Origin of the sequence: Inhella sp. (genome assembly GCF_027532025.1) — a bacterium.
Taxonomy (GTDB): Bacteria; Pseudomonadota; Gammaproteobacteria; order Burkholderiales; family Burkholderiaceae_C; genus Inhella.
Genome location: NZ_JAPZSY010000065.1, coordinates 1 through 6,396, shown reverse-complemented (window position 1 = coordinate 6,396; position 6,396 = coordinate 1). Strand labels below are relative to the sequence as shown.

At 65.0% G+C, this 6,396-nt stretch carries 5 protein-coding genes and 1 tRNA gene; 2 read left to right on the top strand and 4 right to left on the bottom strand.

Annotated elements, in window-relative coordinates:
- A partial coding sequence (gene rpsB, locus O9335_RS09795) for a 30S ribosomal protein S2 (RefSeq protein ID WP_298387224.1) occupies positions 1-562 on the bottom strand: 562 nt, incomplete at its 3' end.
- Positions 563-768: 206 nt separating this feature from the next.
- Here rpsB and O9335_RS09790 point away from each other — a divergent pair.
- Positions 769-2,262, top strand: coding sequence for an NAD(P)H-hydrate epimerase (locus O9335_RS09790; RefSeq protein ID WP_298387221.1), 1,494 nt, complete (start codon positions 769-771; stop codon positions 2,260-2,262).
- Positions 2,263-2,305: 43 nt separating this feature from the next.
- On the opposite strand, the gene rnr is transcribed toward O9335_RS09790, so the two are convergent.
- Positions 2,306-4,474 (bottom strand): ribonuclease R, encoded by a 2,169-nt coding sequence (gene rnr, locus O9335_RS09785; RefSeq protein WP_298387227.1) that lies wholly within the window; start codon positions 4,472-4,474, stop codon positions 2,306-2,308.
- 85 nt (positions 4,475-4,559) lie between these two features.
- Between rnr and O9335_RS09780 the strand changes: the two genes are divergently transcribed.
- Positions 4,560-4,644 (top strand) — tRNA-Leu (locus tag O9335_RS09780).
- 143 nt (positions 4,645-4,787) lie between these two features.
- On the opposite strand, the gene O9335_RS09775 is transcribed toward O9335_RS09780, so the two are convergent.
- Together O9335_RS09775 and O9335_RS09770 are read right to left on the bottom strand one after the other, a co-directional pair.
- Entirely contained in the window at positions 4,788-5,309 is a 522-nt protein-coding gene (locus tag O9335_RS09775; RefSeq protein ID WP_298387218.1) for a phosphoribosyltransferase, read from the bottom strand.
- Positions 5,310-5,328: 19 nt separating this feature from the next.
- Positions 5,329-6,396: adenylosuccinate synthase (locus O9335_RS09770; RefSeq protein ID WP_298387215.1), on the bottom strand; the 1,068-nt coding region annotated here is incomplete at its 5' end.

Sequence of the window (6,396 nt, the reverse complement as noted above, 5' to 3'; positions counted from 1 at the left end):
TGGTGTCCACCACCGCGATGACCGGGATGCCCAGCTTCTGGGCTTCGGCCACGGCGATCTTGTGGTAGCCCACGTCGATGATGAACAGGGCATCAGGCAAGGCGCCCATGTCCTGGATGCCGCCGATGTTTTTTTCCAGCTTGGCGATGTCGCGGTCGAACATCAAGGCTTCTTTTTTGATCTTAGGCTCGCTACCGGCTTCCTTGGAGGCCTGCATGTCCTTGAGCTTCTTCAGCGACCCCTTGACCGTCTTGAAGTTGGTCAGCATGCCGCCGAGCCAACGTTGCTCGACGAATGGCATGCCGGCGCGCTGGGCTTCCAGGGCGACGATGTCGCGCGCTTGGCGCTTGGTGCCGACGAACAGGATGTTGCCGCGCTTGGAAGCCAACTGACGGGCGAACTTCAGCGCGTCCTGGAAGGCCGGGAGGCTCTTTTCCAGGTTGATGATGTGAATCTTGTTGCGATGGCCATAAATGAATGGGGCCATCTTGGGGTTCCAGAAGCGCGTTTGGTGACCGAAATGGACACCGGCTTCCAGCATTTCACGCATGGTGACGGACATGAGACTTCTCTCCGAAGGTTGGGTCTGAGGCCAGGGAGCGACCACGCCGGTCAAGGCAGTGGCACCATTCGGTTCCCGGCCCGCGATTGCAAAAACACTTTGCGGGGTGCTTGCTGCCTCGCCCAAGCTCTTGCGCCAAGGGCACAAGCAAGACGCGAAGCGCAAAACCCAAAGATTATAGCGGGTATTCCAGAGTCATCGCCACCATGCCCCAGCGCCTGATTCCGCTCGCCCGCCCCGTGCAGGCCTTGTTCGCCACGGCAATGCGCGAGCTCGAGACCCAAGCCAGCCAAGGCTTGCCGGCAGGCAGCTTGATGGCACGCGCCGGTCTTGCCGCCGCCCAATGGCTGCGTGCGTTGCACCCCCACGCCCGGCAAGTCACGGTGTGGTGTGGGCCCGGCAACAACGGGGGCGATGGCCTGGTCATGGCGCGCCACCTGCACAGCGCCGGCCTGAGCGTGACCGTTCACACCGTCGATCCCGAGGGCCCAGGCCCAGTCGACCGTGCCCGGGCCCTTGCCGCCGCCCGCGAATGGGGGCTCGCCATCAGCCCCGCCGACGACTTCGAGACAAGCCATGCCGAGCCGAGTGACCGCATCCACGTGGACGCCCTCTTGGGCATCGGGCTGCGCGAGGCCCCACGGGGCGCTGTCGCCCGCGCAGTGGCAGCCTTGCGCCAGCTGAGCACTTCAGGGGTGCAGGTGCTGGCCCTGGACCTGCCCAGCGGGTTGGATGGGGATCGGGGCCGGGATCTGGGGGCGCCTCGATGCCAGGCGACGCTGACCTTCTTGGCGCCCAAGCCAGGCCTGTTCACGGGCGACGGGCGCGACTTGGCGGGGCAACTGTGGCTGGAGGACCTGGGCACGGAGTTCACCCCCTCCCTTGAAGCCGCCGAGCTTTGGGGCGCCATTCAATTGGCGCGCTGGCGGGATTGGGCGCCTCGATCGCGATGGCCGCATGGCAGCCACAAAGGCCGTCAAGGCGACGTCTGGGTGCTGGGTGGCGCAGCCGGCATGTCCGGAGCCGCCCACCTGGCCGGTCGAGCGGCACTCGCCAGCGGAGCCGGTCGCGTCTACCTCGTGGGCTCGCGATCCGACCCCGGCGAACCTGGATTGATGCACCGCCCCTCATGGCCGGGCGGCGATACCGTTGTGGCTGGCTGCGGCGGTGGCGCTGTCATCGCCTCATCGCTGCCCCAAGCCATCGCGCAGGCCGATCGCCTGGTGCTCGACGCCGACGCCCTGAACCATTTGGCCGGCGACGCCGATTGGGCCGAACAGCTTCACGCTCGCGAAGGCCGCCCCACTGTGCTGACGCCGCACCCCCTGGAAGCGGCCCGCCTGCTGCGCACCGACGTGGCGACCGTGCAGGCCGACCGTCCATCGCAGGCCCGCCTGCTCGCCGAGCGCAGCCGCTGCACCGTGGTGCTCAAGGGCTCAGGCACTGTGATCGCCCACCCCCAACGGCCATGGCGACTGAACACCACAGGGCATAGCGCCCTGGCTGGCCCGGGGACCGGCGACGTGTTGGCAGGCTGGCTGGGCGGACTGTTGGCTCAAGCGCCGGAGGCGCCGACGGACGAAGTCGCCGCTTTGGCCGTCGCCTGGCATGGCGCTGCTGTGGACGCATTGCCGCTGGGCCGCAGCGCCGGCACAACCGCCAGCACCCTCATCGGGCACATGGCCGCCATCGCGCCTTGATGCGCTGAGCACCGCCGGCCCACCACACTCGTCGCTCCAGGACTCACCGCCTGGACTTGCCACCCTTCTTTCGCGAAACCGGCTCAGTCGCCGTGCGCTGGCCAGCCGACCGCCGTTGCTGCGCGCGCTCGGACTTGACTTGCCGAACTTGGCGCTGCACCGCGTCCAAGGCTGCAACGGCCGTGGCCGGCGCCACCTCACCGTCGCGAACAGGCAAGGACTTTCCGCGCGGTGCTTTGGCTGCCGGCTTGGGTTCCCCCTCCTTGAACAAACGGAACTCGATGCGACGCCCATCCAGATCGACCCGGCCCACCTGCACATGCAAGCGCGCGCCCAACCCGTAACGGATGCCCGTGCGTTCGCCACGCAGCTCTTGGCGCGCCTCGTCGAATCGGAAGTACTCGCCACCCAACTCCGTGATGTGAACAAGCCCTTCCACGAACAGACTTTCCAACTGCACGAACAGACCGAAGGGCGCCACCGACGTGACATGCCCCAGGTAGTCCTCCCCCAGGCGATCGCGCATGTAGCGGCACTTGAGCCAAGCCTCCACATCCCGAGATGCCTCGTCCGCCCGACGCTCATTGGCACTGCAATGCAGGCCGAGTTGCTCCCAGGCTGACACCGCATCACCACCGCCTTGAAGCCCGTACTTCTTGCCTTGCAGCAAGGCCTTGATGGTGCGATGCACCAGGAGGTCCGGGTAGCGGCGGATGGGGCTGGTGAAGTGGGCGTAGGCCGGATAGGCCAGCCCGAAGTGGCCTTGGTTGTGCGGCGTGTAGAGCGCTTGCTGCATGGAGCGCAACAGCAACATGTGAACTTGCTGGTGGTCGGGTCGCTCCTTGGTGGCCTGCGCCAGTGCCTGCAAATCGGCAGGTTTCAGGGGGTCGGGCAGGGTCGCATTGATCCCCAGCGCCCTCAATGCGGCCTGCAGGGTTTGACGCTTCTCCAGGGTCGGCCCCTCGTGAACACGAAACAAACTGGGATGCTCAGCCTGCGCAATGAACTCCGCGGCGCAGACGTTGGCAGCCAACATGGCCTCCTCGATCAAGCGATGCGCTTCGTTGCGCGTTCGCGGCACGATGCGCTCGATGCGGCCGTTGTCGTCGCAAACGATCTGCGTCTCCGGCGTGTCGAAATCCACTGCGCCGCGGCGCTGCCGAGCACCGAGCAAGGCTTGGTAGACGCCGTGAAGGTGCAGCAAATCCTGCACACGGTCTTGCCGCCGCTGGGCCTCGGGGCCACGCGTGTTGACCAAGATGGCCGCCACCTCGGTGTACGTGAAGCGAGCCTGTGAGCACATCACCGCTGGGTAGAACTGGTAGGCCAAGGTATCACCCTCGGCCGAGATCAGCATGTCGCACACCATGCACAACCGCTCGACCAAGGGGTTCAACGAGCACAGACCATTCGACAGCTTCTCGGGCAGCATGGGGATCACACGGCGGGGGAAGTACACCGAGGTGGCACGCTCCACCGCATCGCGGTCCAAAGACTCACCGGGCTTGACGTAGTGGCTGACGTCGGCGATCGCCACGACCAAGCGCCAGCCATCGCGCGCCGACTTGCCGCGGCCGATTCGCGTCGGCTCGCAGTACACCGCGTCGTCAAAGTCGCGCGCATCCTCGCCATCGATCGTCACCAGGGGCACGTCGCGCAGGTCCACACGCCCCTTCAGGTCGACCGCCCGCAGCGCGTCGGGCAGCTTGGCGGCTTGCGCCAAGGTCTCGGCGCTGAAGCGATGCGGCACCTCGTACTTGCGCACGGCAATCTCGATCTCCAGCCCCGGGTCGTCGATGTCGCCCAGCACTTCGGTGATGCGCCCCACGGGCTGGGCGTACAACGTAGGCGGTTCGGTCAACTCGACGGCCACGACTTGGCCCGGACGCGCTTGCGCCACCGCCGCTTTGGGGATCAAGATGTCGTGGCCCAACCGTTTGTCCTCCGGGGCCACCAACCAAACACCGCCCTCCAGCAACAATCGACCGATCAGCGGCCGAGGCCGACGTTCCACGATCTCGAGCACGCGCCCCTCAGGGCGGCCACGCTTGTCCATGCGCACCACCCGAACACGAACGGTGTCGCCGTGCAGCGCCGCCCTCATCTCGGCCGGAGGCAGGTAAACATCCGGACCACCGACGGGGTTGATCACAAAGCCGTGACCGTCTCGATGGCCTTGCAGGACCCCGGTGAGCTCTTGAAGCAGGCCCAGGCCTCCACTGGCGGCCCTTGCGTTTTCGATTTTTTTGATGGTATAGTCTCTTTCTTCGCTGATCGCCCCCGGGCGACACGGCAAGGCCCAGGTGGCGGAATTGGTAGACGCACTAGTTTCAGGTACTAGCGGGTAACTCCGTGGAGGTTCGAGTCCTCTCCTGGGCACCAACACAGAAGAAGAAACGAGAAAGCCAGCAACGCAAGTTGTTGGCTTTTTTCATGGTTCGAGCGGTCTTGCAAGGTGCCATCGACCCAAGGCGGGCCATCCGTCCGATGGCCCTGAGCGACGAACACGGCGCCCGAGCCTGCCATCAATACGACAGCTTGCGCTTGAGGTCGTCGGGCCGGAGCGCGTCGTAGTCCTCGAAGGGCTGATGGATCCACGGACTCGTAGGCAAGAACTCCACTTGGTAGTCCGGCTCGAAGACACTCACGCCCTTCGTCCAAATGACGGCCGAGCGCAACTCGGTGATGGCGGGCGCGGCTCGCAAGCGCTCCACCACTGCTTTGAGCGTCACACCAGAATCCGCCAAGTCATCCACGAGCAGGACTCGCCCCCCGAGTTGGCCTTGCGGCATGGTGATGGTCTCCGCAATGTCCAGCCGCCCCTGGACCGTGCCCGACCCGGCGCGATAGCTGCTGGTCGACATGATGGCCAAGGGCTTGTCAAACACACGCGACAGAACGTCCCCTGGGCGCAAGCCACCGCGTGCCAAACACAGGATTTGATCGAACGCCCAACCGGAAGCGTGCACCTTGAGCGCCAATCGCTCGATCAGCAGGTGGTACTCGTCCCAAGAGACATACAGGTGCTTACCGTCGTCGGTCAACATGCGCTTGGACTCCTCGAGATCATTCCCGATAGGGATGTTGCAACAAGATCGTGTGTTCGCGATCGGGACCGGTGGAAATCATCGCCACCGGAACGCCGACCACTTCCTCGATCCGCCGCACGTAGCGACGCGCGGCCTCCGGCAGCCCGTTCAATTCGGTGACACCGAAGGTGCTCTGCGTCCATCCTGGGAACGACTCGTACACCGGCTCGCAAGCCGCGATGTCATCGGGGTCCAACGGCAAGATGTCGATCGACTGCCCACGCAGCAAATAGCCCACCGCCATCTTCACTTCATCCAACCCATCGAGCACGTCCAACTTCGTCAAACACATGCCCGTGATGCCGTTGATGATCATGGCACGCTTAAGGGCTGCCGCATCCAACCAGCCGCAACGGCGCGCCCGACCGGTGACCGTGCCCCGCTCCTGGCCCACCGTCGACAGGTGGTGCCCCACAGTGCCCTCCTTCTCCCACTCCAACTCGGTCGGGAAAGGACCACTGCCCACTCGCGTGGCGTAGGCCTTGGTGATGCCAAGCATGTAATGCAGCATCTGCGGCCCCACACCAGAGCCAGCCGCTGCGTTGCCCGCCACGCAGTTCGAGCTGGTCACGTAGGGGTAGGTGCCGTGATCAATGTCCAGCAAGGTGCCCTGAGCCCCTTCGAACAAGAGGTTGTCGCCCCGAGCATGCGCTTGGTGGAGTTCATAGCCGACATCGGCCAGCATCGGTGAAATCTCGGCCGCCAAGCCGATGGCGCCCGCGTAAATCGTTTCGAACTCCAGCGCCTCAGAGCGCAGCAAACCGCACAGGGCTTCGTTGTGCAAGGCCAGCAAATCACGCAGCTTGGTGGCAAACCGCTCCGGATGCTTCAGATCCTGCAGGCGCAGCGCACGACGCGCCACCTTGTCTTCATAAGCCGGACCAATGCCCTTGCCCGTCGTGCCGATCTTGCCGCTGCCACGGGTCTCGCGCAACGCCTCACGCGCCTTGTCCACCGCGACGTGGAACGGCAGGATCATCGGACAAGCTTCGCTGACGCGAAGACGCGAGCGCACCTCCACCCCAGCCGCCTCCAGTCGTTTGAT